The 25,402-nt window shown below is 67.1% G+C and carries 24 protein-coding genes, 1 tRNA gene and 1 other RNA gene; 16 read left to right on the top strand and 10 right to left on the bottom strand.

The genetic code is table 11. The features are described 5' to 3' along the window. Positions 1-6 precede the first annotated feature (6 nt). Positions 7-101: signal recognition particle sRNA small type (gene ffs / locus QM841_RS16030), an RNA gene on the bottom strand. Positions 102-226: 125 nt separating this feature from the next. Here ffs and QM841_RS16025 point away from each other — a divergent pair. From QM841_RS16025 to QM841_RS16010, 4 genes are all read left to right on the top strand, one after another. Further along, positions 227-721, top strand: coding sequence for a DUF3558 family protein (locus tag QM841_RS16025; RefSeq protein WP_283332728.1), 495 nt, complete (start codon positions 227-229; stop codon positions 719-721). Between the two features lie 59 nt (positions 722-780). Continuing rightward, a tRNA-Ser gene (locus tag QM841_RS16020) sits at positions 781-868 on the top strand. A 189-nt stretch (positions 869-1,057) separates the two neighbouring features. Further along, entirely contained in the window at positions 1,058-2,017 is a 960-nt protein-coding gene (locus QM841_RS16015) for an alpha/beta hydrolase (protein WP_105413940.1), read from the top strand. 84 nt (positions 2,018-2,101) lie between these two features. Next, on the top strand, positions 2,102-2,785 hold the full coding sequence (locus tag QM841_RS16010) for a YoaK family protein (RefSeq protein WP_283332727.1): 684 nt from the start codon (positions 2,102-2,104) through the stop codon (positions 2,783-2,785). On the opposite strand, the gene QM841_RS16005 is transcribed toward QM841_RS16010, so the two are convergent. Next, on the bottom strand, positions 2,760-3,275 hold the full coding sequence (locus QM841_RS16005) for a COG4315 family predicted lipoprotein (RefSeq protein WP_005248698.1): 516 nt from the start codon (positions 3,273-3,275) through the stop codon (positions 2,760-2,762). The two genes, QM841_RS16010 and QM841_RS16005, sit on opposite strands and share 26 nt — an antisense overlap. Positions 3,276-3,430: 155 nt before the next feature. On the opposite strand from QM841_RS16005, the gene QM841_RS16000 reads away from it, so the two are divergent. Genes QM841_RS16000 through QM841_RS15990 form a run of 3 tightly spaced genes read left to right on the top strand, consistent with a single transcriptional unit; the run spans position 3,431 to position 6,374 of the window. Continuing rightward, the gene (locus QM841_RS16000) at positions 3,431-4,240 is read left to right on the top strand and encodes an AraC family transcriptional regulator (protein ID WP_283332725.1); all 810 of its coding nucleotides are present in this window, start codon (positions 3,431-3,433) and stop codon (positions 4,238-4,240) included. Further along, positions 4,237-4,797: a TIGR03086 family metal-binding protein gene (locus QM841_RS15995; RefSeq protein ID WP_280781798.1), complete on the top strand. Its 561-nt coding sequence runs from the start codon at positions 4,237-4,239 to the stop codon at positions 4,795-4,797. The genes QM841_RS16000 and QM841_RS15995 overlap by 4 nt, the downstream gene beginning before the upstream one ends. Positions 4,798-4,835: 38 nt before the next feature. Next, the gene (locus QM841_RS15990; RefSeq protein ID WP_283332724.1) at positions 4,836-6,374 is read left to right on the top strand and encodes a metallophosphoesterase; all 1,539 of its coding nucleotides are present in this window, start codon (positions 4,836-4,838) and stop codon (positions 6,372-6,374) included. Here the strand turns inward: QM841_RS15990 and QM841_RS15985 are convergent. Continuing rightward, a complete protein-coding gene (locus QM841_RS15985; RefSeq protein WP_283332723.1) occupies positions 6,364-6,945 on the bottom strand; it encodes a TetR/AcrR family transcriptional regulator in 582 nt (193 codons plus the stop codon). The two genes, QM841_RS15990 and QM841_RS15985, sit on opposite strands and share 11 nt — an antisense overlap. A gap of 54 nt (positions 6,946-6,999) precedes the next feature. Between QM841_RS15985 and QM841_RS15980 the strand changes: the two genes are divergently transcribed. Next, the gene (locus tag QM841_RS15980) at positions 7,000-7,668 is read left to right on the top strand and encodes a lysophospholipid acyltransferase family protein (RefSeq protein WP_283332721.1); all 669 of its coding nucleotides are present in this window, start codon (positions 7,000-7,002) and stop codon (positions 7,666-7,668) included. Here QM841_RS15980 and QM841_RS15975 read toward each other — a convergent pair. Continuing rightward, entirely contained in the window at positions 7,652-8,233 is a 582-nt protein-coding gene (locus QM841_RS15975) for a TetR/AcrR family transcriptional regulator (RefSeq protein WP_283332720.1), read from the bottom strand. The genes QM841_RS15980 and QM841_RS15975 overlap by 17 nt on opposite strands. An 84-nt stretch (positions 8,234-8,317) precedes the next feature. Here QM841_RS15975 and QM841_RS15970 point away from each other — a divergent pair, with 84 nt between their 5' ends. From QM841_RS15970 to gluQRS, 3 genes are all read left to right on the top strand, one after another. Then, positions 8,318-8,896 carry a dihydrofolate reductase family protein gene (locus tag QM841_RS15970; RefSeq protein WP_283332718.1) on the top strand — a complete coding sequence of 193 codons (579 nt, stop codon included), beginning with the start codon at positions 8,318-8,320 and terminating at the stop codon, positions 8,894-8,896. A 79-nt stretch (positions 8,897-8,975) separates the two neighbouring features. Further along, a complete protein-coding gene (locus QM841_RS15965; RefSeq protein WP_011596657.1) occupies positions 8,976-9,587 on the top strand; it encodes a TetR/AcrR family transcriptional regulator in 612 nt (203 codons plus the stop codon). Between the two features lie 11 nt (positions 9,588-9,598). After that, on the top strand, positions 9,599-10,555 hold the full coding sequence (gene gluQRS, locus QM841_RS15960; RefSeq protein ID WP_283332716.1) for a tRNA glutamyl-Q(34) synthetase GluQRS: 957 nt from the start codon (positions 9,599-9,601) through the stop codon (positions 10,553-10,555). Here the strand turns inward: gluQRS and QM841_RS15955 are convergent. Next, positions 10,524-11,093, bottom strand: a complete 570-nt coding sequence (locus tag QM841_RS15955; RefSeq protein ID WP_280781956.1) for a DUF4190 domain-containing protein — start codon at positions 11,091-11,093, stop codon at positions 10,524-10,526. The two genes, gluQRS and QM841_RS15955, sit on opposite strands and share 32 nt — an antisense overlap. Before the next feature lie 531 nt (positions 11,094-11,624). Here QM841_RS15955 and QM841_RS15950 point away from each other — a divergent pair. From QM841_RS15950 to QM841_RS15940, 3 genes are all read left to right on the top strand, one after another. Then, positions 11,625-12,293 carry a DUF2189 domain-containing protein gene (locus QM841_RS15950; RefSeq protein WP_317569518.1) on the top strand — a complete coding sequence of 223 codons (669 nt, stop codon included), beginning with the start codon at positions 11,625-11,627 and terminating at the stop codon, positions 12,291-12,293. A gap of 159 nt (positions 12,294-12,452) precedes the next feature. Continuing rightward, complete coding sequence (locus QM841_RS15945; protein WP_283332714.1) at positions 12,453-13,088, top strand: RDD family protein; 636 nt, start codon at positions 12,453-12,455, stop codon at positions 13,086-13,088. Between the two features lie 117 nt (positions 13,089-13,205). Next, complete coding sequence (locus tag QM841_RS15940; RefSeq protein ID WP_005248717.1) at positions 13,206-13,934, top strand: queuosine precursor transporter; 729 nt, start codon at positions 13,206-13,208, stop codon at positions 13,932-13,934. A gap of 43 nt (positions 13,935-13,977) precedes the next feature. On the opposite strand, the gene tgt is transcribed toward QM841_RS15940, so the two are convergent. Continuing rightward, positions 13,978-15,222 carry a tRNA guanosine(34) transglycosylase Tgt gene (gene tgt / locus QM841_RS15935; RefSeq protein WP_009477237.1) on the bottom strand — a complete coding sequence of 415 codons (1,245 nt, stop codon included), beginning with the start codon at positions 15,220-15,222 and terminating at the stop codon, positions 13,978-13,980. A gap of 106 nt (positions 15,223-15,328) precedes the next feature. Here tgt and QM841_RS15930 point away from each other — a divergent pair, with 106 nt between their 5' ends. Continuing rightward, positions 15,329-17,212 carry a sulfatase-like hydrolase/transferase gene (locus QM841_RS15930; protein WP_283332713.1) on the top strand — a complete coding sequence of 628 codons (1,884 nt, stop codon included), beginning with the start codon at positions 15,329-15,331 and terminating at the stop codon, positions 17,210-17,212. A gap of 5 nt (positions 17,213-17,217) precedes the next feature. After that, a complete protein-coding gene (locus QM841_RS15925; RefSeq protein ID WP_283332712.1) occupies positions 17,218-18,459 on the top strand; it encodes a hypothetical protein in 1,242 nt (413 codons plus the stop codon). A gap of 42 nt (positions 18,460-18,501) precedes the next feature. Here QM841_RS15925 and QM841_RS15920 read toward each other — a convergent pair whose 3' ends face one another. The 4 genes from QM841_RS15920 to QM841_RS15905 all read right to left on the bottom strand — a co-directional run bounded on the left by QM841_RS15920 (position 18,502) and on the right by QM841_RS15905 (position 25,332). Continuing rightward, positions 18,502-20,457, bottom strand: coding sequence for an ABC transporter ATP-binding protein (locus tag QM841_RS15920; RefSeq protein WP_283332710.1), 1,956 nt, complete (start codon positions 20,455-20,457; stop codon positions 18,502-18,504). Continuing rightward, positions 20,454-22,187, bottom strand: a complete 1,734-nt coding sequence (locus QM841_RS15915; RefSeq protein WP_283332708.1) for an ABC transporter ATP-binding protein — start codon at positions 22,185-22,187, stop codon at positions 20,454-20,456. The genes QM841_RS15920 and QM841_RS15915 overlap by 4 nt, the downstream gene beginning before the upstream one ends. Positions 22,188-22,330: 143 nt before the next feature. Then, positions 22,331-24,679, bottom strand: a complete 2,349-nt coding sequence (locus tag QM841_RS15910) for an MMPL family transporter (protein ID WP_283332707.1) — start codon at positions 24,677-24,679, stop codon at positions 22,331-22,333. 50 nt (positions 24,680-24,729) lie between these two features. After that, entirely contained in the window at positions 24,730-25,332 is a 603-nt protein-coding gene (locus QM841_RS15905; RefSeq protein WP_283332706.1) for a TetR/AcrR family transcriptional regulator, read from the bottom strand. Positions 25,333-25,402 lie beyond the last annotated feature (70 nt).

The raw sequence follows: 25,402 nt of genomic DNA, 5'->3' as shown, positions 1-25,402 counted from the left end.
GCGAAAGATAGGGGACCCCGCGCACCCGGCAGAGCCCGTTGACCCTTGCTGCCTTCCGGCCCTGGGGGAGTTCACAGGATGCGCGCCGCGCGGGATCCACCACAGAGTGTAGACGGCCCCGAGACGTGGTCGGGATCCACCCCGGCCCGGGCCCGACGCCGCACCTCTGACCACGGCCAGTGCTACCGTCGCCCCCGCATTCGGCCACCTTCGGCAAAGGATCGGGATGAAACTCAGAAGGACAGCACACACGGTGACACTCGCCGCCGTCGTGGCAGCACTGTCGGCGTGCGGCGGAGGCAGCGACGACGCAGCCACGTCGGACGCGGTGAGCTGGGACGCGGCCGAGCCGTGCACGCTCGCGGACGATGCGACGCTCGCACCGCTCCTCACGGCAGGCGCCGGCGAGGGCACCGCCACCGACAGTCCCGAACGTCGCGCCTGCACGTGGGGCAAGCCCGAGGCGCTGAACACCGTGACGATCACGACTACGAGCGCGCCGGAACCGGTCGACCCGCTGCGCACGATCGACGTCGGCGGGCTCGAGGGGCGCGCGCTCGCCGAGAGCAAGTACCAGTGCATCCTCGAGGTCACCACCGATGCGGGCACCCTGTCGATCGAGACGAAATTCGGTCTCGACGCCACCGCGAACGCGGACACGTCCTGCGACCGGTCCGTCCCTCTCGCCGAGCATGCCCTCACCCAGCTGAAGTGGGCCTAGAACGGGCGGCTACCTGGTCGTTTAACGGTGAGCCGCCGTCGTTGGGTATGCTCCTCCACGGAGGATTCGCCTAGTGGCCTATGGCGCTCGCCTGGAACGCGGGTTGGGTTAACGCCCTCAGGGGTTCAAATCCCCTATCCTCCGCCACAGGAACCCCTGTGAACTGCTGAGAAGCGGTTCGCAGGGGTTTCTTTTTTCTGTCTTCGAGCGACGACCGATCGCCTGTCGGAGCCGAAAGTCCTGGCCACAGCGGGCACAACCCGTTATCTTCCTGTTATCGTCTGCGGTGCAGCGTTCGCTGTGCTGTGTGTCGATTCGAGATAAAAGGACATTCGTATGGCGATTCGTCGCACCCGCGCACTGATCGTGGGCCTGGTCGCAGTGTTGGCATCGGGCCTCGTGTCCGTATTGGCCGGAACCGGCGTCGCCCACGCCGACTCGGCCCTGATCTCGGTGTATTCACCGTCGATGGACAAGGACATTCCCGTCAAGGTGCTCAAGGCCGCGGGCGGTGGTCCCGCGCCGACCCTGTACCTGCTCGACGGTCTGCGGGCACCGGACGACAACAACGGCTGGCTGATCGAGACCGACGTGGAGAGTTTCTTCGCCGGCAAGCACGTCAACGTGGTCATCCCGTTCGGCGGCGGCGGCACCTTCTACTCCGACTGGCAGCGCGACGACCCGAAGCTCGGCCGCGTCAAGTGGGAGACGTTCCTGACCAATGAGCTGCCCCCGGTGATGGCTTCCCAGTTCGGCAGCGACGGGGTGAACAACGCGGTCGCGGGTCTGTCGATGAGCGGCACCTCCGCGTTGAACCTCGCCACTCACCGTCCCGACTTCTACAAGGCGGTCGCGTCGTACAGCGGTTACCCGACGGCCAGCTCGCCCGGCTTCGCGCAGGGCATCCAGGTTTCCGTCGCTCAGATGGGCGGCAACGCGCTGAACATGTGGGGCTTCTGGCCGTCGGGTGCGTGGCTTCGCAACGACCCGCTGCTCAACGTCGGCGCGCTGCGCGGCAAGTCCGTCTACATCTCGTCCGGCGCAGGCTCGGCGGCGGGCGATCCGACGGTCGACCCGGACAGCGCCTCGTTCGACCCGGTGAAGTTCTCGCAGACGGTCCCCCTCGAGACCGCCTCCGGTCTGAGCAGCAAGGTGTTCGTGCCCGCGGCGCAGCGCGCAGGCGCCAAGCTGCAGACCCACATCACCGACGACGGCCTCCACACGTGGAACTACTGGCAGGACCGCTTGCACGAGTCCTGGGCCAACACGCTGGCACCCGCCCTCGGGACCTCCTGAGCCAGGCGTCGTGATCGCCTGACCTACGCCTCAGTGGCCCCCGATCTCCGGATCGGGGGCCACTGTCGTCGGCTGCGGTGTTTGATGTGGGGTGTGCCGATCGACGACAGCAGGCGGATACTCGCGCTGGCGGTGGTGTTGTCCACGCTGGCCGGTTACGTCGACGCGCTGGGATTCATCACGCTCGGCGGGTTCTTCGTCGCGTTCATGAGCGGCAACCTCACCCGGTTCAGTGTCGGGTTCGCAGACGCCGCGTGGGCGCACGCGGCGACGGCTGCCGCGGTGATCGGCATGTTCGTTCTCGGCTGCGCCCTCGGCGCCGTGGTCGTGCACCTGTCCGATCGTCGGCGCCTGCCCGTCCGGACGACGGTGCTCGCTGTCGTGTCGGGACTGCTGATCGTCGGCGCGGTGGCCGCGACTGTCGGGGCGAGCACGGTGGCCGTCGGCGCGATGCTGCTCGCGATGGGCGCCGAGAACTCCTTCTTCCAGCGCGACGGCGAGGTGACCATCGGTCTCACCTACATGACGGGCGCGCTCGTGAAGATGGGACATCGGCTGGCCGGAGCACTGTTCGGCGGGCCGCGGTGGGCGTGGCTTCGACACTTCGCGCTGTGGGCCGGTCTGGTGGTGGGAGCGGTGACGGGCGCCCTCGCGCACCACTGGATCGGGCTCGACGCCCTCTGGTTCGCTGCCGTCCTGTCGGCAGCGCTGACCGTCACCGTCCACCTGAGGATCGACCGCGCTACTCGCCGCCCGCAGTTGTCGTGACCGGGTTGCCTGCGGAGTCGAGGGTCCACCACACGCTGCCGACCGCCTGCCCGAATGCGTCGCCGGGTTCGTTGTCGTCCTTGTAGCGGTACACGGGGCGTCCGTTGACGGTGAGCTGATGGGTGCCGTCCGGCGCCGGGATGGTGTCGATGACGACTTCCTGCAACCCCTGGACCGTCGGGTTCTCGGTGACGGAGGTGACCGGCGGCCACGACTGCAGGCACGTGTCCCGGCACGAACTGGCGCCGGAGCCGACCTCGTCGTTGTCGTACACGTAGACCGTCATGCCACCGTCGTCGACCATCACCTCGCCGAGCGTCGTCGGTCCCATCTTCAGTACGGGTGTGCCGGGCGCGGCTGGCGGGGACGTCGGCGTCGGCGACACCGGGGCGTTGCCGCCCGTGTCGCCGGAATCGGTGCTGTCGTAGGCGCAACTCGAGAAGGTCAGGCTGACGGCGGCGATCGCTGCCAGCGCCCATGTTCGTCTCATGGAGTCCTCGTTCTCTGTGACGGCGAAGTGGCGGGCCTCCGGGGAACCTCTGCGGACCCGTGCATACAGTTCACCTCGAGTTGCGTGCCGGTGCGGGCACTTCGGGCGATGTGACGGGCCCGCACGTGTCGGTATCCGTGATTAGGCTCCTGTGCATGGGCTGGTACACGCCGACCGCACCGTCGCCCGATCTCACCGGCACCCTGGTGTGCGGGTGGTCCGCGCGCACGCAGGGCGAGCATCTGCTGGTGCCGGATGCGTGCATGGACATCCTGTGGATCCGGGGTGTGGGAATCCGCGTGTGCGGTCCCGAAACCACGGCGTGGTCGTTCACGCTGCCGCCGGGCACCGAATCCGTCGGCGTCCGTTTCCGTCCCGGCGCCGCCTCGCATCTGCTGCGGACGTCGGCGGCCGAGGTCCGCAACATCCGGGTCGGTCTCGGGGACGTGCTCGGATCCACGTGGGAACGGACGCTGACCGACCGGCTCGACAATGCGCCCGGTTACGCGGAACGAATCGCCCTGTTCGAGAACGCCGTGCGCGCGTGGCGAAATCGCGGACCGGACGCGGACCCGCTGATCGGCACCGTCCGGCAGGCCCTGGCCCGGCACTCGTGGAACGTGGGCGCGCTCGCCGACGCCGCCTCCGTCACGGAGCGGCAACTGCAGCGGCGATGCAACGACGCGTTTGGATACGGGCCCGCGACCCTCCGCGGCATCCTGCGGCTGCAGCGGTTCATGGCGCTGGCGCAGTCGGGGACGCGGGCCGGGCTCGCCGACCTCGCCGCCACCGCCGGCTACAGCGACCAGGCGCACCTGTCGCGGGAATGCCGGCGGATCTCCTCGCTCACCCCGTCCGACCTCCTCGCCAGTGAGGCCCCCGACTGGCACGGGACGGAATCCGTCGTCGATGTCGGAAATGTTCAAGCCCTCGGGCCCCGGGCGGGAGAAGAATCGGCAGCATGACCTCGACAACCGAAACCCCCGCAGCCCACTACCGAGACCTCGCCGCGAAGTTCACGAAGCGCGTCGAATCCGTGCCCGCCGAACGCTGGGACGACGCGTCCCCGTGTGACGGCTGGACGGCCCGCGACGTCGTGCGGCACGTGATCGACACGCAGCGCTACATCGTCACCGTCGTCGATCTGGAACTGCCGGAACCGCCGTCCGTCGACGACGACCCGGTTGCCGCATGGGCGGCCACGCGCGACGGCATGCAGGAGATCCTGAACGACCCGGCTCTGGTGAGCCGCGAGTACGACGGGCACTTCGGCCGCACCGACCTCGGAAAGACCATCGACAGCTTCTACTGCTTCGACCTGGTGATCCACGGCTGGGACCTCGCCCGGGCCACCGGCCTCGACGAGACCATCCCGGCCGACGACCTGACCTGGGTGGGTGGCGTCGCGGAGCAGATGGGCGAGAGCATCCGCACGGCCGGGGTGTGCGGTCCAGCCGTGGACGTTTCCGCGGACGCCGACGAGCAGACCCGGGTCCTGGCCTTCCTCGGCCGCAAGGCCTGACCCGAGCGCCTGCCCGGTCGCGCTTGTAACCTCGGGTCATGAGCGTGCCGGGCAGGATTGCCGCGCTGACGGCGGTGTCACTGGCCGCGGCGCTGCTCGGCGGTGACGTGGTCGCGGTGGCCGATCCCGAACCCCGGGGCGCATCCGGTCTGCCGGCGCGTGGCCTCGTCACCTCGGCGCCGCTCGCGTCCGCGGTCATGTTCGCCGGGACCACCGGCGACGCCGCTCCCTCACAGCGGGTTCCGGGTGACGAGTCGAACGGTATGTCGGCCACCAGCCACCGCTTCGACGAGTACCCGTACATGCGGTACGAGGTCCGGTTCGGTCCGGAGCCCGCAGGCACCGACGTGACCTGGCACGGACGTTCGGTGAATCTCGACGACCTCGCGATGCACGTGTGGGACGAGGAGGCGCAGAGCTGGGGTGAGCCGGTCGCGACGGCGCAGGCGTCCGAACCGGGCGGTCCGGTCACCCTGACCACCCGGATCGAGGGCGAGGACTCCGCGCAGATCCTCGTCATCGACGGTCCGCGACGCGACCGGAGTTTCCGCGAGGCCAACGCGACAGCCGATCAGCAGTTCGCCGACCCGAACGCGTACGACTTCGCGCTGCAGCACATCTCCGACACCCAGTACGTCTCGCGGGACCGGCCGGAGGTGTACTTCGACATGACCCGCTGGACCGCCGAGAACGCCGCCGAACGCAAGATCGCCTATTCCATGCACACCGGCGACCTCGTCCAGAGCTGGATTCGCCCGGGCGCACCCGAGTCCCGCGCCCGGCCCGAGTTCGAAGTCGCGGACAAGGCGATGGCGACGCTCGAAGAGGCAGGCATTCCCTACGGCGTCCTGCCCGGCAACCACGACAACCTGTGGAACGTCGGCGGACGGCTCATTCCCGGCGAGCACGAGAAGAATCACGCCCTCTACAACGAGTTCTTCGGGCCGTGGCGGTACCGCGACCGGCCGTACTGGGGCGAATCCGTCACGGACACGGACAATTCGGCGCACTACGACCTGCTCGACATCGCCGGCGCGAAGTTCCTGATGCTCTACATCGGCTACAACCCGCCCGAGCACGTACTGCAGTGGGCCGAGGACGTGCTCGCCGACCACCCGGACCGCAACGTGATGATCGGCAGCCACTACTACCTGGACGAGGACGGCTCGCTGCGGATGAGCGGGTTCGGCGACATCGGTAGCAGTGCGGGACAGCAGATCTGGAACCGGCTCGTCGTTCCCTTCGACACGGTGTTCCTGGTCCTCGCAGGACATGTCGACGGGCAGACGACGGTCACCGACCGGGAGGTGGGCGACACGGACCGGAAGGTCGTGGAGTTGCTCGCCGACTACCAGTACTTCACCGTCGACACCCGCCGCGAGACCGGGTTCCAGCGACTCCTGCAGTTCGATCTCGACGGCGGAACCCTCGCCGTCACGACGCACTCCCCCACGCTGGACAGCTTCCGGGTGGAGGACTTCGATCCGCAGCGGCGCTACCAGCCGGATGACGGGGACTTCGTCACCGATGTGGAGTTGCGGGCCGACCTGCCGCGCGCCGTCATGCCTACGCCCTGAGATGTAGGTCGATCAGCTGCGCGACGAAGCTGTCCACGTCGAAGTCGCCGGCGATCACTTCGATGCTGCGGGTGGCGCAGAGGGTCGCCACCCCGTGCAGCTGGGTCCACAGGTTCAACGCGACCACGCGCGGCTCGTCGGAGCCGGTGTCCGCGACGAGTGCGACGACCGTCTCGAACAGAGGTTTCGAGTGTTGCCGCAGGTCCTCGCCCGACCCTTCGAGCAGGTCGTGCCGAAACATCAACTCGAACAGGGTGCGGTGGGTGTCGGCGAAGGAGAGGTACTGCCGTGCCGTCCGCCGCACGCGTGCGAGGGGGTCCGACTCGGACGCGATCGCCGACCGGAGCTCGTCGGCCAGTTCGGCGAATCCCGAGGCGGCGATCGCGGCGAGCAATGCTTTGTGGGTGGGAAAGTACCGTCGCGGCGCGCCGTGCGAGACACCCGCGTGCCGGGCGACGGCGCGCAGCCCGACGGCGTCGATGCCGCCCTGGTCCAGCAATTCGCGGCCACTGTCGATCAGCCGCACGCGCAGGGGTTGCACTTCTCCACTCATGTAGACAGTGTCTATCATTGCGTGAGTAGACAATGTCTACTCACGCAATGGCGCCCGAGTGAGGAGTTCACCGTGTGGTACTGGATCTTCAAGTACGTGCTGATCGGACCGGTGCTGCGCATGTTCGGGCGGCCCGCGATCGACGGTGCACACCACATCCCGGCGTCGGGTCCGGTGATCCTTGCGAGCAATCACCTCACAGTCGTCGACTCGTTCTTCCTCGTCCTGATGGTGCGCAGGCGCATCACGTTCGTGGCAAAGAGCGAATACTTCACCGAAAGCGGCGCGAAAGGCAGGGCGAAACGCTGGTTCTTCACCGCGGCCGGCCAGGTGCCGATCGACCGATCCGGGGCCTCCGCGGCGGAATCCGCACTGAACACCGCGCGGAAGATCCTGGACGACGGCAAGGTCTGGGGAATCTACCCCGAGGGCACCCGGTCTCCCGACGGCCGACTCCACAAGGGCAAGACCGGAATCGCCCGGGTCGCGCTCGCGACGGGCGCCCCGTTCGTGCCCGTCGCCATGCACGGCACCCGGCAGGTCAACCCCGCCGGATCGCGGATGTGGCGGTTCGGCAAGGTGACGGTGACCGTCGGCGAACCGCTCGACTTCACCCGATTCGCCGAGCTACGCGACAACCGGCACGTCGTCCGGGCCGCGACGGACGAGCTGATGCACGCCCTCATGACACTGTCGGGGCAGGAGTACGTGGACGACTACGCGCTCAGGCGTCCGGCGTAGCGACGGCACGCGTCACGAGATCGGCGACGAGCCGCTCCGTGTCGACCCCCTCGAGCACGCCGGGCAGCGTCAGGTGCTCGACGATGAGCGCATTCATCGCGAGGTAGAGCATCAGCACGGTGCTGCGATCACCGGGCAGTCCCGAGTCGAGGTGAAAACCGATGTCGCGTTCCAGATTCTCGGAGATCGTGCGCGTCAGCGTGGTCCGCAACTCGGGACGCCGGACCGCTTCGAGTCGCAATTCCTGCAACGCGAGATAGCCCGTGCGGTCGCGGGTGATCCTGCCGAACAGCCCCTGCATGTACTCGATCGCGAGCTCGAGATTCTGCGGGTTGCGCCCGCTTTCTTCGACGACCGAGGGGTCGGGACCCATCCGCTCGTGAATCCGCTTGCCGACCTGGTCGAACAGGTCGTCGCGGCTGGCGAAGTAGTTGGACGCCGTCCCCTTGGGGACGTTCGCCTCGACGTCGACGGCGCGGAAGGTGAGGCCGCGCGCACCCTCGCGCGCAAGCACTTCGATCGCGGCGTTCACGAGAGCCGCACGTCGTTCCGGATTCTGCGCCATCGACACTCCTCGACGAAAAGGACTTGCAACCACTTCAGTCATAGTACTACAAATGGAGTTGTTACCGACCACGGGAGGACTCACATGCGAAAGCTCGTCTACTACGCCGCCGCCACCATCGACGGATTCATCGCCGGCGCCGACGGCTCGGACCCCACCGGCACCATCTTCGAGATCGACGGCGATCACATGCCCGTGATGATCGCCGAGTACCCCGAGACGGTCCCCACCCACATGCGGGCACCGCTGGGAATTGACGCCACCAACAAACATTTCGACACACTGCTCATGGGCCGCGCCAGTTACCAGCCCGGCCTCGACCTCGGCATGACCAGCCCGTACGCGCATCTGCGGCAGTACGTCTTCTCGACCACGATCACCGAGTCGCCCGACCCGGACGTCGAGATCGTCTCGGGCGATCCGATCGAGAAGGTCCGCGAACTCAAGCGGGAGGACGGCAAGGACATCTGGCTGTGCGGCGGCGGCAAGCTCGCCGCCGCGGTCCAACCCGAGATCGACGAGCTCCGGATCAAGCTCAACCCCGTGGCGATCGGCACCGGCATTCCGTTGTTCGACGGCGAATTCGGCCCTCAGCGGTTCCGGCTGGCCGCGAGCCGCGCCTTCGAGAGCGGGATGATTGTCCTGACGTACGTCCGCCGATAAACGAAGTCACACCCGCCACTCGCGGCAACACGGGCACCTGACGCATGTATTGATTCAATACGTCAGTAATGTTCGAGGCATGCGCGAACGCCGATACTCGTCCACCAGCCCCGAACGCCTGGCCGCAGCCCTGTTCGACGTCGCGGCCGAGTCGGGGCTCGAGGGCGCCAGCGTGCGCGAGGTCGCCAAGAGGGCGGGTGTGTCCATCGGAGCCGTGCAGCACCACTTCTCCACGAAGGACGAGATGTTCGCGTTCGCCCTGCGGACCCTCGTCGACAAACTCCTCGCCCGACTGTCGGAGGTCGAGCGCGGCGGGGATCCCGCCCGGGCCCTGTTCGCCGCGATGTCCCAGTTGCTGCCGCTCGACGAGGCGCGGTCGCGGGAGGCGCACGTCATGGCGGCATTCGCCGTCCGGGCCGCGACCTCCCCGTCGCTCGCCGAGATCCGGCGCAAGACCCTGTTCACCATCCGCACCGGACTGTCCGCCGTGCTCATCGGGATCGGCACCCCGGAGGCGGAAACCCGTGCGGCGCTTCTCCTCGCCACCGTCGACGGCCTCGCCCTCGATGCGATCGGCAGTCCGGCGCTGTACCCGCCGGAGTACCTCGAGCACGCCCTCGACATTCAGATCGGCATGATTCTGCAGGGCGCCGACGTCGTGCCGTCGTCGTCGATCGAACTGGCCAGCTGACCCCTCGGCCGATGTCACATCCGTCTCGTCAGAGTGAACCGCTGTCACATCGGGCGGGGGGCGCGGGGCGGTTCGCGCCCAGCCCGTCCGGCGACCTGCACCTCGGCAACCTGCGGACCGCCGTGCTGGCGTGGCTGTTCGCCCGGTCCACCGGCCGGAAGTTCCTCCTGCGCGTCGAAGACCTCGACCGCGTCCACGAGGGCGCCCGCGACCGGCAACTGGCCGACCTCGCGGAACTCGGCCTCGACTGGGACGGCGACGTCGTGTCGCAGTCGCACCGACTGTCGCGGTACGACGCTGCCATCGCCGAACTCCACGCCGCCGGCCTCACGTACGAGTGCTTCTGCACGAGAAGAGAAATCCTCAAAGCCGCGTCGGCGCCGCACGCACCGCAGGGCGCGTACCCGGGGACCTGCCGCAACCTGACACCGGACGAACGCGCCGACCGGCTCGCCGGCGGCCGACCCCCCGCGCTGCGGCTGCGCGCCGGCGTCACGTCGTTCACCATCGACGACGTCCTGCACGGCAGCTATTCCGGCATGGTGGACGATCTCGTGCTGCGGCGCGGCGACGGGACACCCGCCTACAACCTCGCGGTGGTCGTCGACGACGCCGCCCAGGGAATCGATCAGGTGGTGCGCGGCGACGACCTGCTCTCGTCCGCGCCCCGCCAGGCCTACCTCGCCGGGCTGCTCGGGTTGACCGCCCCCACCTACGCGCACGTGGCCCTCGCACTCAACGAGGACGGCAAACGGCTCGCGAAACGCGACGGCGCCGTCACGCTCGCCGACCAGAAAGCGTTGGGACGCACCCCGAGCGACGTCCTCGGAGTGCTGGCGACGTCACTCGCGCTCGCGGAACCGGGCGAGGTCGTGGATCTCGGGATACTCCTCGACCGGTTCGACCCGGCCCGCCTGCACCGCGAACCGTGGGTGGTCAGGCTCCCGACGCCGCAGCAATCACCATGATCAGGAAGAACAGGATCCAGCCGACGACGTAGGCGCCGCCGATGGCGATTCCGGCGATCGCAAGTCCGCGGCCCTCCTGCCCGGACTGCTTGATCTGGCCCAGCGCAATGATGCCGAGGATGATGCCGACGATGGAGCCGAGGCCGTAGAAGCATCCGCCGACGATCGACGTGATCAGCGACGCGATCGCGAGACCGTTCGTCCCCAGCGGCCGCGGGTAGGGCGCGCCGTACGGGTTCGGTGCGCCGTACTGCGGGGCGGGACCGCCGTATTGGCCCGAAGCCCCGTACTGGTTGGGCGCGCCGCCGTACTGGTTGGGGGCGCTGTACTGATTCGGGGCGGCATACGGGTTGGGCGTCCCGTACTGCTGGTTCGGCGCCCCGTACTGGTCGCCGCCGTACTGATTCTGATTCGGCGCGGCATACGGATTCGGAGAAGTCCCATACGCGCCCGGCTGCTGATAGTCGGGGTACTTCTCGGTGGGCGCCGAATAGGTGGGATAACCGGATTCGTCGACCCCGTATCCGTCGCGCGGCAAGCCGGGAACCTCGCCATAAGTGGGTGGTGTTTGCCCGTTGTACGGATTCGAATCGTCCGATCCCCCAGAATTAGTCACGATAACCAGCGTAAAGCATCAAAACCGCAGGAGAAGAAGCAGACCAAAGGGAGGCGAGTAAAGGATTGTCCACGTAGTGTTTATTCGCACTGTCACGCGCGAGCATTCAACTCTTGCTGAGGGGATCACATGACGACTGGTGGATACGACCCTAACGACAAACCTGAAGGTGGTGACCAGGGCGGATACCCCCCGCGGGGCAATCCTCCACCGCCGCCCGGTGGTTATCCGCCGCCCCCGGGGAATTACCCTCCGCCGCCGCAGGGACCGCCGCCCGGCGGATATCCGCCACCGCCGCCCGGCGGAAACTACCCGCCCCCGCCCGGCGGAAACTATCCGCCGCCCCCCGGCGGAAACTATCCGCCGCCTCCCGGTAATTACCCGCCGCCGCAGGGCAATTACCCGCCGCCGCCCCAGGGACCGCCGCCCGGTGGATATCCGCCGCCTCCGCCGATGTCGGATTACGGCACGCCCGGGCAGACGCCGGGGCAGTTCTCCGTGGGCGACGCGATCGGCTACGGCTGGAACAAATTCAAGGACAACGCGCTCATCTGGATCGGCATCCTGCTGATCGCCGCCATCATCCAGGTGGTGCTGAACCTCGTCTTCGGCGGCTTCAGCACGTCGTCCGACATGAGCGCGGCGTTCTCGGTGTGGCGCATCATCGGCACGATCGTCACGACCATCGTCGGCTATCTGATCAATGCGGCTCTCGTGCGGGGCGCACTGCACGAGGTGGACGGGAACAAGCCGGCGTTCGGTTCGTTCTTCCAGTTCACCAATGTCGGGGCGATCATCATCGCCAGCGTGATCATCGGTGTGGCCGCCACCATCGGTTTCGTCCTGCTCATCATCCCGGGTCTCATCGTCATCTTCCTGACCTGGTGGACGCTGCAGTTCGTCATCGATCAGAACGAGGACGCGATCACCGGCATCAAGTCGAGTTTCCGCGTGATCTCGCAGAACGTCGGCCCGGTGCTGCTGCTGGCCCTCGCTCTCGTCGGCATCAACATCGTCGGTGCACTCCTCTGCGGCGTCGGACTTCTCGTCTCGATCCCGATCACGATCATCGCGTCGACCTACGCGTACCGCGTGCTCACCGGCCGTTACGTCGCGGCCTGACCGCTCGCTCCCACGGGTGAGTGTGCTTCCTGTCCTTCGCGGACGGAAAGTACGCTCACCCGTTTTGCCACTCCCGTCACTCGAGTCACTTCCACCCCTTGCGTAAGGTGCTCAGGCGTCATCCGAGACATTCAGGACTCGAGATTCGAGGGGGAACACATGACTACCGGTGGATTCGATCCAGGCCAGGGACAACAGCCGTTCGGCGGGCAGCAGTACGGGCAACCGCACTACAACGGGGCGGGGCAGCAGCAGTACGGACAGCAGTTCGGCGCACCGCCGCAGTTCGATTCGGCACAGCAGTTCGGCACCCAGCCGTTCACGCAGCCGGACTTCGGGTTCGACCCGTCCCGTCCCGGTGAACTTCTTCCCCGCCTCGGCGCACGGGTGATCGACGGCCTGATCGTCGGCATCCCGATGGCCGTGGTCAGCACCGTCCTCGCGCTGGTGCTGGGCAACTTCCTGGGCAGCGTCCTCGGCGCGATCCTCACCGCGGCCGCCGCCGTCGGCTACTTCGTCTTCCTCGAGACGACGAGGGGGCAGACCCTGGGCAAGCAGCTCCTGGGTCTGCGCGTCGAGGGCCCGACCGGCGGACTCCCCACCCAGCAGCAGTCGCTGACCAGGAACGGTTTCTACGTCCTGTCCGCGCTCGGCGGGTTCCCGCTCCTCGGGTTCCTGTTCGGTCTGCTCGGCGTCGTCGCCGCGATCGTCATCGGGGTGACGATCAACGGCAGCCCCACCAAGCAGGGCAAGCACGACGAACTGGCCGGCGGCACGCGCGTCGTTCAGGGCTAGTCCGAACCCGTCCTACCGTGCGGGTGAACGTATCTTTCGTCGCGTCAGATCGGACAAAAGGTACGTTCACCCGTTCCTGATTCGCGCCCTTCCACCTGCAGGTGCTTGGATTGCGGCGTGACAGCCTCAGATCAGCAGACCAAACCAGACGACCACGCGACGTTCGCGCACGTCAGCCGGGGGTACTACCCCACGTTCGTCGCCCTCTTCACCGCGACGCTGCTGATCTCGAATATCTGCGCGACGAAGGGCGTCGCGTTCTTCGCCGATTCGTCGCTGACCATCGGGCCGCTGCAGATCCTGCCCGTCATCACCGACGGCGGCTTCTTCCTGTTCCCGCTCGCCTACATTCTCGGCGACGTCCTCAGCGAGGTGTACGGGTTCAAGTCGACGCGTCGCGCGATCTACCTGGGCTTCGGCGCCCTGATCCTGGCCGCGTTCTGCTTCTGGCTCCTCATCGAGCTGCCGTCCGCCGACTTCTACGAGAACCAGGAGGCGCTGCGGTCCGTCGTCGGCGTCTACCCGCGACTGCTGCTCGCCGGGCTGGCCGGTTACCTCGTCGGGCAGATGCTGAACTCGGTGACGCTGGTCCTGATCAAGGAGCGCACCAAGGAGAAGCACCTGTGGGCGCGGCTCATCGGGTCCACCATCGTCGGTGAGTTCGCCGACACCCTGATCTTCTGCTCCATCGCCGCAGGCGCGATCGGCATCAGCACGTGGAGCGATTTCGTCAACTACGTGATCGTCGGATTCCTGTGGAAGACCCTCGTCGAGGTACTGGTCATGCCGATCACGTACCGCGTCATCGCGTACGTGAAGAAGCGCGAACCCACCTACCAGCTCTGACCCCCACGTGAGTGGGAAAGTGTGCCCGAGGACGCTTTCCCACTCACGTGCGGTAGAAGCGGCCCAGGGTTTCGGCTTTGAACTCGTCGAAGTAGCCGCCCTCGATGCTGGCGCGTATCTGATCGACCAACCGCACGGTGAAGCGTTCGTTGTGGATGGTGCACAACGTGGACGCCAGCATTTCCTTCGCCTTGAACAAATGGTGAATGTAGGCGCTGGTGTAATTCGCGCAGGTGTAGCAATCGCAGTTCTCGTCGATGGGCGTGAAGTCACGACGGAAGCGGCTGGTGTTGATGTTGAACCGGCCGTCCGGGTGGTAGATCGCGGCGTTGCGCGCGACCCGTGACGGATTCACGCAGTCGAACGTGTCCGCGCCGTTCTCGATGGCCACGAAGAAGTCGTCCGGCTCGCTGATGCCGAGCATGTGCCGCGGCTTGTGCTCGGGAAGCTCCTCGTTGCACCAGCGGACGATGGTGCCGAGGTTCTGCTTCTCGAGCGCACCGCCGATGCCGTATCCGTCGAACCCGCGGCCGCTCTCCCCCGTGATCGACTCCAGCCCCCGGCACGCCTGCCTCCGCAGGTCCTCGTACTGCGCGCCCTGCACAACCCCGAACAGCGCCTGGTACGGGCGATGGGCGCGCTCGGCGGTGAGCTTCTCGTGCTCGGCGATGCAGCGCACCGCCCACGCCTGCGTCCGCTCCACCGACTGCTCCTGGTACCCGCGGGTGTTCAGCAGCGTGGTGAGCTCGTCGAACGCGAACATGATGTCGGCGCCGAGCTGGTGCTGGATCTGCATCGACACCTCGGGGGTGAACCGGTGCCGCGACCCGTCCAGGTGCGATTTGAACGTCACACCGTCGTCGTCGACGGTCGCGAGGCGTTCCTTGCCCTTCGCGATGACGTCGTCGGAGCGCACCCCGACCGCTTCCATCGCGAGGACCTTCTTGAACCCGACGCCCAGCGACATGACCTGGAATCCGCCGCTGTCGGTGAACGTCGGGCCGTCCCAGTTCATGAACTTGCCCAGACCGCCGGCCTCGTCGACGATGTCCGGCCCGGGCTGCAGGTACAGGTGGTACGCGTTGGCGAGCAGCGACTGCGCGCCCAGTTCCTTCATGCTCTCCGGCAGCACCGCCTTGACGGTGGCCTTGGTGCCGACGGCCACGAACGACGGCGTCGCGATGTCACCGTGCGGGGTGTGAATGGTTCCGGTACGACCCAGCTGCCCGTCGAGTCGGGTACCGACGGTGAAGAACGGATCGGGCGGGGTCGGGACTACGGCATTCACGGGTGTATCCAATCACGGGCGACATTTCCGGCGACACATCACTACTTCGTTCGATAGTGGGTACAGAGAGTGAGACGATCCCATCCCTTCGACCGGAGGAACCGCCATGAGCGACGAGCAGGCCGGCCACCGGATCGACAGGCGAACCTTTCTCTCGGGTGCGGCGGTCGCCGGCGGGGTGACCGTGATGTCGGGCCTCTTCGACCGTCGGGCGGACGCATCGGAGAAGCCGCTGCACCGGCAGCCCAGCAACTACGTGCAGCCCAACATCGTGTTCATCGTCGTCGACGAGATGCGGTTTCCCCAGGTCTTTCCCGCGGGGATCACCACTGCCGACCAGTTTCTGCAGCGGTTCATGCCCAACCTCTACACGCTGTGGGCGCCCGGGGTGAAGTTCACGCAGCACTACACGGCCGGGGTGGCGTGCAGCCCCGGCCGTGCGTGTTTCGTCACCGGGCTGTATCCGCTGCAGAACTGGATGCTGCAGACACGGACCGGTAATCGGGCCTCCCCCGTCCCGTCGCCCGCGATGGGACGGGACTTTCCGACGTACGGCAAGCTGCTGCGGCAGGCGGGGTACGTCACGCCGTACGTCGGCAAGTGGCATCTGTCGCCGTCCCCCGACGAGGACTCCGGGCTCGCCCCCGGCTACCTCGAGGAGTACGGGTTCGACGGACTGACCATGCCCGACATCATCGGAATGAACGGTGAGGGATTCGAATTCGACGGGCACATCGCCGACCAGGCCGCGGCGTGGTTGTCGACACGGAAGCCCGGGGACGGCCCGTTCTGTCTCACTGCGAGCTTCGTCAATCCCCACGACCAGCAGTTCTTCTGGGCCGGAACGGAAGCGGAACGGTATCAGTCGCTGTACGCGAACAACGTTCCCCCGCTCAGTCCCGCGCGGGCCTGGTCGGTGACCACCGCCGAGAGCGACCCTCCGCGCCTAGGTTATCCGTCGGTGCCGCCCAACTGGGAACCCGAGAAGGCATTGCAGTCGAAACCGAGCACCCAGGTGTTCGCCCGGGAGTTCCAGGCCCTGGTGTGGGGCGGCGTCACCGACGACATCCAGAATCTGTCGAACTACTACCTCCAGCCCTACGGCCAGGGCACCGATCCCGACCGTCACATCGCGTTCGCGCCGTACACGTATTGGGAGCGGGCCCTGGACAGTTACACCAACGTGCTGTCGATGGTCGATCACCACATCGGCACGGTGATCAACTCGCTGCCGGAGGATGTCGCGGCGAACACCGTCTTCGTCATGACATCCGATCACGGCGAATATGCCGGGGCGCACGGCTTCGTCGCGGGCAAGTTGTCCACCGCCTACGACGAGGCATTCCACATCCCGCTGATCGTCGCCGACCCGACCGGGCGATTCACCGGCGACACCGACACCCCGCGCGGCCAGCTCACGTCGAGCGTCGACGTCGTGCCGCTGCTCGCGACGCTCGGGCACGGCGACCGGAACTGGATGTCCGGGGACCTGTTCGCCACCTATGCCGAACGCGCCGACCTCATGCCGCTGCTGCGGAGCAACACCGCGGCCGGTCGCGACCACGTCGTCCTCGCCACCAACGAGCACGCACCGCAGGGGGTCAACTGGAACAATTCCCCCACCCACATCTACGTGCTGCGCACCCCCGAGGCGAAGGTCGCGGTGTATTCGAAGTGGTTGGGGCCCACCGCCTACGTCGACCCGGCGTCGTTCCAGTACGAGTTCTACGACTACGCCACCGAACGCGGCCGGGCGGAACTCGACAACACCTTCGATCACGACCCGCGCGGTCCGGCCATGGCTGCGCAGCTTATGACCCAGTACCTGCCGACTCAGCTCGCCGCGCCGCTCCCCCCGGCGTTCGCTCAGCAGGGTGCCGACGCGATGGCCCGCTACCTCGCCTACATCCAGCTGATCAACCGGTACACGCCCGGCGAGATCGACCGCGAGGGCATCGACAAGCTGACCGCGTTCGGGGAGGTGTTCTGACGGTTATGGCCGGGAAAGTCGTTGCCGCCGTGCTGGTTCTGCTGCTGTGGTCCGGCGGCACCTCCCCCGCGTCCGCGGCGCCCCCACCGACCGCGCAGTGCGGGTGGCAATTCATGTCCGACTCGACCGTGCTCGACGTCGCCTTCCCCGACGCCAACGCGACGTACTGGGTGCTGCCCTACGCGTTGGGGCCGGATGACACCATCGAACTGAGCGGCACCTACCCGGCCGCCCGGTACTTCTCGCTCAATACGTATGGGACGAACTTCGACACCGTCGACACGTTGCGCGACAACCAGATCGGACCCGACCCCGGCAGCGAAAACCCGTTCGCCGACGCCGCCGCCGGCGCCCTGCCCGCCACGCAGAAGCGCTGGCACGCGACGGTCGTGACCGGTCCGGCCGACCACTCCCGCAACCAGATTCAGGCCCTGCCCGCCGGCGCCGACACGCAGTCGGTACCCATCGGCTTCCTCATCATCCGGGTGTACGTCCCCGACGACCCCGCATCGCCGACCGGCGGTGTTCCACTACCCGACGTGACGCTGACGTTCGGGGGCCGAACGTCGCCGGTGCCGACATGCGGATCCGAATTCGACCCCACCGCCTACGACAACGGACCACTCGGACAGATCGCGGAGGCCGCATTCGACCAGATCATCGCCGGCGCAGCGTCCGGCGCGTTCCCCGGCAACGTGCCCGAGGCGACGTTCGTGAACCCCGCGAGCACGTCGGGCCTGTTCCCCAACGGCGACAACAAATATGTCGGGGCCGGCCTGACGTACCAGCCCGGACGCATCGTCGTCGTGCAGGGCCGGGCACCGACGTTCCCCGACACCCGTGCCGGCCAACCCGTCACCGCACCCGGCCGCCAGGTGCGGTACTGGTCGATGTGCCAGAACGATCAGGCGACGCCGTACCCGGTCGTCGCGTGCGCCGCCGACTTCCAGACACGCACCGACGGCGACGGCAACTACACGTACGTCGTCGCCGCACCGCAGGACGTCCCCGCCCGCGCCGCGTCCGACCCGGCCGTCACCGTCATCCCCTGGGGCTCCACCGACGTCGCGAAAAAGGTCCTGTTCCTGCGGTACATGCTGCCGTCCGACGCCTTCTACCCCCAGTCGGTGCAGGCTTCGCAGAACGATCACACCGACCCGGCCGCCACGATGGGTCCGTACTATCCGCGCGCCGCCTATTGCGACACCGCCACCTTCGAAGCGGGGGGAAGCACTGCGTGCCTGTGAGTACTTATCAACCGCCCGTGGTTAACAAGTACTCACAAGTCGTCAGACCTCGGCGCCGACGAACTGGCTGTTGTAGAGGCGGTAGTACGCGCCGCGGGTGAGGAGCAGGTCGTCGTGGCTGCCCTGCTCGACGATGCGACCGTCCTCCATGACGACGATGAGGTCGGCGTCGCGGATGGTCGACAACCGGTGTGCGATCACGAAACTCGTGCGATCGCTGCGCAGGACCGCCGTCGCGTGCTGCACGAGCAACTCGGTGCGGGTGTCGACGGAACTGGTTGCCTCGTCGAGGATCAGGATCGACGGCTGCGAGATGAACGCGCGGGCGATGGTGATCAGCTGCTTCTCACCGGCACTGATGTTGCTGCCCTCTTCGTCGATGACGGTGTCGTAGCCGTCGGGCAGCGAGTGCACGAACCGGTCGACGTAGCTGATCCGTGCGGCCGCCTGGATCTCGTCCTCGGTGGCGTCGGGACGTCCGTACGCGATGTTGTCGCGGATGGTGCCGCCGAACAACCAGGCGTCCTGCAGCACCATGCCGATGCGGGACCGCAGGTCGTCGCGCGACATCTCGGCGATGTCGACACCGTCGAGGAGGATCTTGCCGCCGTCGAGTTCGTAGAACCGCAGGATCAGGTTGACGAGTGTGGTCTTGCCGGCGCCGGTGGGTCCGACGATGGCGACCATCTGACCGGGTTCCGCGACCAGCGACAGGTTCTCGATCAGCGGCTTCTCCGGCGAGTAGCTGAACGACACGTCCGAGAACTCCACCCGGCCGCGCGGCTCGGCCGGCGTCGGCGCTTCGGCGAGGTCGGGCTCCTCCTCGTCCTCGTCGAGGATGGCGAACACCCGCTCGGCGGACGCCACACCCGACTGCATGAGGTTGACCATCGCCCCGATCTGAGTGAGGGGCTGGGTGAACTGGCGCGAGTACTGGATGAACGCCTGCACGTCGCCGAGGCTCATCGTGCCGGACGCCACCCGCATGCCACCCAGCACGGCGATGGCCACGAAGTTGAGGTTTCCGAGGAACATGATGGCGGGCATGATCAGGCCCGAGATGAACTGGGCCCGGTAACTGGCCTGGTAGAGCGCCTCGTTCTGCTCCTCGAAGCGGGCCTCCACCTCACGGCTGCGACCGAACACGGTGACCAGTTCGTGGCCCGTGTACGCCTCCTCCACGTGAGAGTTGAGCACTCCCGTCGACTTCCACTGCGACACGAAGTGGGTCTTGGACCGTTTCGCGATCTGCGCCGTCACCAGGATCGACAGCGGCACCGTCAGCACCGCGATCAACGCGAGCAGCGGCGAGATGACGATCATCATCACGAGGATGCCGATCACCGTCATCGCCGACACGATCAGCTGACTCATCGTCTGCTGCAACGACTGCGAGACGTTGTCGATGTCGTTGGTGACCCGGCTCAGCAGGTCGCCGCGGGAGTGGGAGTCGAAGTAGCGCAGCGGAAGTCGATGGATCTTCCGTTCGACCTCGGCGCGCAGATTCTTCACGACACCCTGCACGATGATGTTCAGCAGGAAACCCGACAGCCACATGAACACCGACGACCCCAGGTACAGGGCCAGCACGATCGCCAGCACCCGGCCGAGCGCGCTGAAGTCGATACCGACACCGGGCACGACGGCCATGCCGGACACCATGTCGGCGAACGTGTTCTGCCCGTCGGCCCGCAGTGCGGCGACGGCCTGATCCTTCGACATCCCGGCGGGCAACTGCGCGCCGATGATGCCGTCGAAGATCAGGTTCGTGCCCTGACCGAGCATCCGCGGCGCGATCGAGGTGAGCACCACCGACACGGCAGCGACCAGGAAAACGATGCCGACGGCGATCCGGTGGGGACCCAGCCGCCTCAGCAACCGCTTGGTGGACGGCCACAGGTCGTTCGGCTTGGACCCCGGGGCACCCGGAGCGACCGGTCCCGGAATACGGGGGCCGGCGGGCCTTTCGGCAGTGGTGGTGGTTGCGCGATCGCTCATAGTGCTTCCTGGACCGATCGTTGGGATTCGACGATCTCGACGTAACACGGACACGTCTCGAGCAGTTGGTCGTGCGTGCCGATTCCGACCACCGCGCCGTCCTCGAGGACCACGATCTGCTCGGCCTCCACGATCGTCGAGACACGTTGGGCGACGACGATGACGCACGCGTCCGAGGTCTCGGGTTTGAGCGCCGCACGCAGCCGCGCGTCGGTGGTGAGGTCGAGGGCGGAGAAAGAGTCGTCGAACAGGTAGATCGACGGGCGACGGACCAGCGCCCGCGCGATGGCGAGTCGCTGTCGCTGACCGCCGGACACGGTCGTGCCGCCCTGCGCGATCGGAGTGTCGAGACCCTCGGGCATGGCGCGGACGAAATCCGCGGCCTGCGCGATCTCCAGTGCCCGCCACAGTTCGTCGTCGGTGGCATCGGGTTTGCCGTACCGGAGGTTGGTGGCGACGGTGCCCGAGAACAGGTACGGCCGCTGCGGAACGAGTCCGATGCCGGACCGCAGGACGTCCAGGTCGATGCGGCGCACATCCGTGTCGGACACGGTGATCGAACCCGACGTGGCGTCGATGAGGCGAGGGATCAGCGACAGCAGCGTCGTCTTACCGGAACCGGTGCCGCCGATGATCGCGGTTGTCTTGCCCGGCTCGGCGCGGAAGCTGATGTCGCGCAACACCGGTTCGTCGGCACCAGGGAACTTGAACTGGGCGTCGCGCAGTTCCACCACACCGGGGTTCTCCAGCACGGTGACTGCGTCGACCGGCGGCACGACGGTGGAATCGGTGGCGAGCACCTCGCCGATGCGTTCGGCGCAGACGGTGGCGCGGGGGGCCATCATCGCGATGAACGACGCCATCATCACCGACATCAGGATCTGCATGATGTAGCTGAGCATCGCGGTCAGCGAGCCGACCTGCATGGTGCCGCTGTTGATCTCGTGACCGCCGAACCAGATGACGGCGACGCTGGTGATGTTCGCGATGACCATCACGAGGGGGAACATCACCGCCGTCAGCCTGCCCACCCGCAGGGCGGTCTGGGTGAGCTGCTCGTTCGCGTCGCCGAACCGCGCCACCTCGGAGCGCTCACGGACGAACGCCCGCACCACGCGGATACCGGTGATCTGCTCACGAAGCACCCGGTTGACCCCGTCGATCCGGGTCTGCATCTCCCGGAACGCGGGCACCATCCGCGAAATCACGAAACCCATGGACAGCGCGAGTACCGGCACGGTGACCGCCAGTATCCAGGCGAGCCCGGCGTCCTCGCGGATCGACATCACGACGCCGCCGACGCACATGATCGGCGCCATCACCAGGATCGTGCAGCTCATCACGACGAGCATCTGCACCTGCTGCACGTCGTTGGTGTTGCGGGTGATCAGGGACGGCGCGCCGAAGCGGCCGAATTCGCGGGACGAGAAGCTCCCGACCTGATGCATCACGGCGCGGCGCACGTCGCGCCCGAAACCCATTGCGGCGCGGGCGCCGAAGAACACCGAACCGATCGAGCAGATGATCTGCACGACGGTGACGAGCAGCATCATGACGCCCGTGGACAGGATGTACCCGGTGTCGCCCTTGGTGACGCCGTTGTCGATGAGATCGGCGTTCAGACTGGGCAGGTACAGGGCTGCCGCGGTCGCGACGAGTTGGAACAGGACGACCGCCGTGAGGTCCCGCTTGTACGGGCGGAGGTACGTGGTGAGCAGGGCATTCAACATGGGCAGCGATCCTGGCGGGTCATCATTATGTCCGAAGGTTACCAACAGAAACGACCGCAGGCCCGCGGATTTTCGGGGGCCTCCGGCCCCGTGCGCCTTTCTGGTAGCAGGCACTACCAGAAAGGCGCACGGGCGCGAAGCGCCTACCGGACGGGCTGCAGCGGCTCGTCCGCGTCGTGCAGGACCTTCTTCAGTTTCTCGCCCTCGATGTCGACGTTGGGCAGGATCTTGTCCAGCCACTTCGGCAGCCACCACGCCTTGTCGCCGAGCAATGCCATCACGGACGGGATGATCACCATGCGCACGACGAAGGCGTCGAAGAACACGGCCGCCGCCAGGGCGAAACCGATCGACTTGATGAACGAGTTCGGCTCGGCGATGAACGCCGCGAACACCGAGATCATGATGACCGCGGCGGCGCTGACCACCCGGGCACCGTGGTTGAAACCGACGGTGACGGCCTGCTTCGCGGTCGCGCCGTGGACGTATTCCTCCCGCATCCGGGTCACCAGGAACACCTGGTAGTCCATCGCGAGACCGAACACGACGCCGATCAGGAAGATCGGCATGAAGCTGACGATCGGCTGCGGGTTGGAGATGATGCCGCCCCAGCCCTCCTGGAACACCGCGACGGTGGCACCGAACGTGGCCGCGACGCTGAGCAGGAAGCCGAGTGTGGCCGTCAGCGGCACGAGGACCGAGCGGAACACCAGCAGCAGCAGGAGGAAGGCGAGGCCCACGACCACCGCGAGATACGGGATCAGCGCGTCCTGCAGCGTCTCGGACACATCGCCTTCGAGCGCGGTCTGCCCGGTGACGCCGTAGTTGACGCCGATCGAGTCGTGCAGCTCTGCCTCCGCACCGCGGATGTTGTTCACCAGGTCCATCGTCGCCGGATCGCTGGGGGCGCTGCTCGGCGTCACCAGGATCTGCGCGGTGTCGCCGGCCTTGTTCACGCCGACGACCTGAGCGTTGGACACGTCGTCCTGCGCGGTGATGGTCTTCACGACCTCCCCGAACGCCGCCGACGGCGTGCCGGTGGTGACGTCCTTGGCGTCGACGACGACGAGCAGCGGACCGTTCTTGCCGGGTCCGAAGCCTTCGCTCACGAGGTCGTAGGCCTGCCGGGAGCTGGTGGCGGGGTCGCCGGTGCCCTCACTGGGGAGGGCCAGGCTCAGGCCGGTCGCCGGGATGGCGAGCGCCCCGAGCACCACGACTCCGGCGATCAGCGGAATCGCGGGCCTGCGGACCACGGCACTGATGTACCGCAGGGCGAGGCTCGGCTTGCCCTCGTCGTCCTCGAGGTCACGACTGCTGAGGAACGGGATCTTGCCTGCGAACGCCTTCTTCCCGAACAGCCCGAGGATCGCGGGCAGGAGCGTCAAGGCGATCGAGACGGCGATGAACACCGTGAACGCGGCGGCCGCACCCATGTCGGAGAGGAACGGGATCCCGACGACGCGGAGCGCGATCAGGGCGATGATCACCGTGAGACCGGCGAACACCACGGCGGAACCGGCGGTGCCGACGGCACGTCCGGCCGCTTCCGAGCGGTCGTCGGTGAGCGAAAGCTCGTGTCGGAACCGGGACACGATGAACAGCGAGTAGTCGATGGCGACGGCCAGGCCGATCATGATGGCCAGCGTGGGGGTCATCGAGCTGAGGTCGGTGAAGCCGGTGGCGACGGTGATTCCGAGGCTGCCGATCATGATGCCGATGATCGCGGTGATCAACGGCAGACCCGCGGCGACCAGCGAACCGAACGTCAGCGCGAGCACGACAGCGGCCACGCCGATACCGACGAGTTCGGTGGCGCCGCCGGGCGGCTCGGCTTCGTTGGCGGCGGAGCCACTGATCTCGACGGTCAGTCCGGCGTTGCGGCCGGCGTCGGCCGCGGCCGAGATCTGGTCGCGCAGAGCCTGGTCGACGTCGCCCATGCCGCCCTTGAACGGCACCTCGACGTAGCCGACGGTCTTGTCGGCGTTGAGCGGAGACAGCGCCTGCGCGTTCGCGACGGCGGCGTCTTCACTGATTCCCTTGTCGGCCGCGGTCGACTTCGCCATCTCGACGAGCTGCTCGTTCGCGGTGACGGGGTTGACCATTGCCTTCGCGGCGTCGGCGCCCGAGGCGGTGGCGGGATCGACCTTGGCGGCGTCCTGGACCTGGTCGATGCCGCGCACCTTGGCGAGCACCGCGTCCATCGCCTGCTGACTCTGCTCGCTCTCGAGGGTCTGCCCCTCGGGAGCGGCGAACACGTAACGCGCGCTGACGGCGTTCATCGGGTCGCTGCCCGCGGCCTCGGGGAACCGTTCGGCCATCAGGTCCTGCGCCTGCTGCGCGGGGGTGCCCGGGATGGAGAACGAGTCCTTCGTGGGCCCGGACAGCGTTGCCGCCCCGACGCCCATGAGGACCAGGATCACCAACCAGACGCTGAGGACCGCACCTTTTCGCCGGTAGGCGAATCTGCCGATCCGATAGAGATAGGTGGCCACGAGAGGCTCCTTCTGAGTCGGTGGAACGAAGAGTGATTCGGGGCAGCCGGCTACGGCTGCGGGATTCCCTGACGGAGTTGGCGCATGGCGTCGCGGACGAGTTCTTCGGGTCCGCTCGCACCGGACTTGCCGCTCATCCACAGGTCGAGCGACGCCTTGCACGCCGATCCGACCGCCAGGTGCAGCAGGTTGGGGTAGAGGTCGGTGTCGATGTTCGTGCCCGTGCGTTCGGCGATCACCTCACCGACCAGACGGGTGACGCGCAGGTGCACTTCGAGTTTCTTCGCGAGCAGTGCGGGGCTGGTCTCGACGAGTTCCATCATCACCGCGGTCTCTTCGAGCGGTTTCGCCGGATCGGTGACGATCTGGATCACCACGTGCTCGAGGGAATCCCAGATCGGCTCGTCCTCGGGGCGGGCGCGGAGCAGGTCCACCCAGTCGTGGACGGACTGCTCGAAGTGCGCGAGTACCGCCTCCTCCTTGCTGGAGAAGTAGTTGTGGAACGTCCGAGTCGAGACTCCCGCCTCGGACGCGATGGCGTCGGCCGTGACGCATTCGATGCCCAGTGCGCGGGCCAGGCGTGCGGCGGCGCCGCTGAGGGCTGCGCGCGTGGCGGCCTTCTTGCGGTCCCGCAGTCCGATTTCCGAAATCACTACACCGACGGTACAGAACTTGCAGAGCTCTGCAAATTTGCGCGACAGTGCAACTTTTATGTTCTTGCCC

Source organism: Rhodococcus sp. IEGM 1307 (assembly GCF_030056915.1).
Taxonomy (GTDB): domain Bacteria; phylum Actinomycetota; class Actinomycetes; order Mycobacteriales; family Mycobacteriaceae; genus Rhodococcus_F; species Rhodococcus_F opacus_D.
This window is presented reverse-complemented; position numbering and strand designations above follow the sequence as displayed.